This window comes from Endozoicomonas sp. ONNA1 (genome assembly GCF_024606325.1).
Classification (GTDB): domain Bacteria; phylum Pseudomonadota; class Gammaproteobacteria; order Pseudomonadales; family Endozoicomonadaceae; genus Endozoicomonas_A.
The window spans coordinates 1-1,651 of record NZ_JAHHPN010000049.1 but is presented as its reverse complement, the minus strand read 5'-3'; the positions used below and the strand labels follow the sequence as shown (position 1 = coordinate 1,651).

At 46.2% G+C, this 1,651-nt stretch carries 2 protein-coding genes; one reads left to right on the top strand and one right to left on the bottom strand.

Annotated elements, in window-relative coordinates; all coding sequences use genetic code 11:
* Window positions 1–177 precede the first annotated feature (177 nt).
* Complete coding sequence (gene cobB / locus KDK19_RS01190) at window positions 178–879, top strand: Sir2 family NAD+-dependent deacetylase (RefSeq protein ID WP_257274155.1); 702 nt, start codon at window positions 178–180, stop codon at window positions 877–879.
* Between the two features lie 168 nt (window positions 880–1,047).
* Here cobB and KDK19_RS01185 read toward each other — a convergent pair.
* The coding region (locus tag KDK19_RS01185) for a hypothetical protein (RefSeq protein ID WP_257291168.1) at window positions 1,048–1,651 on the bottom strand (604 nt) is incomplete at its 5' end.

Here is a 1,651-nt window from a genome sequence, read left to right as displayed (position 1 = left end):
GTGCTCTGCAGCAGACTGATACCATCAAGGTTAAAGTTCCTGCTAAAAGCAACAAAACGCTTTCTTATACCTCGGTGTACTCCCGGTAATACCGGTAAAGATCAGAAGTCTGAATGCCAACAGAAATTCAGGCTTCTGGGAAGATAAAGAATTCAATTTACTATTGATCAAAAACTCATGCACAATTACCCATCTATTGTTGTTCTGACCGGTGCCGGTATTTCTGCCGAGTCGGGTATTCGTACTTTCAGGGCCAGTGATGGCCTTTGGGAAAATCATCCGGTTGAAGAGGTCGCCACGCCGGAAGGTTATAATCGCAATCCGGCTTTGGTGCAGGCTTTTTACAATGACAGACGTCAACAACTGACTGAAGTAGTTTGCAATGCTGCTCACAAGGCTTTGTCAGACTTCGAAAAATCCTATGATGGCGAGTTTCTGCTGGTCACCCAGAACGTTGACGATTTGCATTCCCGGGCGGGCAGTCAGAACCTGATTCATATGCATGGTGAGCTTTATAAAGCCAGTTGTCAGGATACAGAACAGGTTTTTGACTGGCATGATGATCTTACTACCGAAACACTCTGCCCATGTTGTCTTCAGGCAGGTAATCTGCGGCCTCACATTGTCTGGTTTGGCGAAATGCCTTTGCAGATGGATCGCATCTATAAAGCTCTATCGCAATGTGACCTTTTCGTTTCCATCGGAACTTCGGGTAATGTGTATCCTGCTGCCGGTTTTTTTGCAGAAGCTAAGGCCGCGGGCGCCGAGACCGTTGAGTTGAATCTTGAGCCCGGTTACCACGCCTCACGGTTTGATCGGAGTCTTACCGGGCCTGCCACTGAATTGGTTCCTGAATTCTTTAATGCATTGTTGGGATAGATATACGGCAATACTAGTCTATCTTTGCCATCGAAATCAGTCATTCAGTGATAATTACGGAGTCAAGCCAGTATTAAACTTCTTATAAATCTCTGTTCTGAGATCTCCTGCTGTAGCGCTAAGAGTGTGAAACGGGAGAAAAACGATTAAACGGTTCGGTTAATCAAATTATTGGATGGCTGACATGTTACGTTCCTTCTTAATTGGAGGAAGTGAAGCGTATTTTTTCGGCAGTTCAGGCCGTTGTTCCGAAGAGAGATTCTTTACTTTTGGCTCGTAATCCAGAGGGGGCAGAATCCCTGAGCGGCGAGGTTTATAATCTGGATGCAGTGGATTTGAGTTGGCGTCAGGGGCATTCCGGGATACATCAAGCGCTGTACAGCCAGAGATTGGCTCTTCCCTCAATTCACCAAAGATTATGCCACCTCTTCTACCACCGCGCCTTTCACCAGAAGCCGGAAAGGCAACAAAATTGAAGAGTTCAGGGTTGATACTGTTATACCTTGTAAACAGATGCTTCAGAACATCTTTAGTGAAGACGCTGCTGAGACAGCCTGAATATTCAAATTCGATCCTGGTAATAGATTTGTCCGATGTACGCTCCGATAATGACCGTTTGACGAAAAGAGACTGCCCATCGGCAGACCAGCTGAACGAGGCTTTTTCCAGAGACTCAGGAGGAAACCATACCATTGGAACAGCATCAAATCGGTAAGTAACCGAGGTACCTGGCAGGCCAACAGAGACAACAGAGGTAGTACCTTTGATTTCG

Excerpts from the sequence above, each read along its gene's own strand:
- cobB (WP_257274155.1), top strand. The coding sequence starts at position 178 with ATGCACAATTACCCATCTATTGTTGTTCTGACCGGTGCCGGTATTTCT.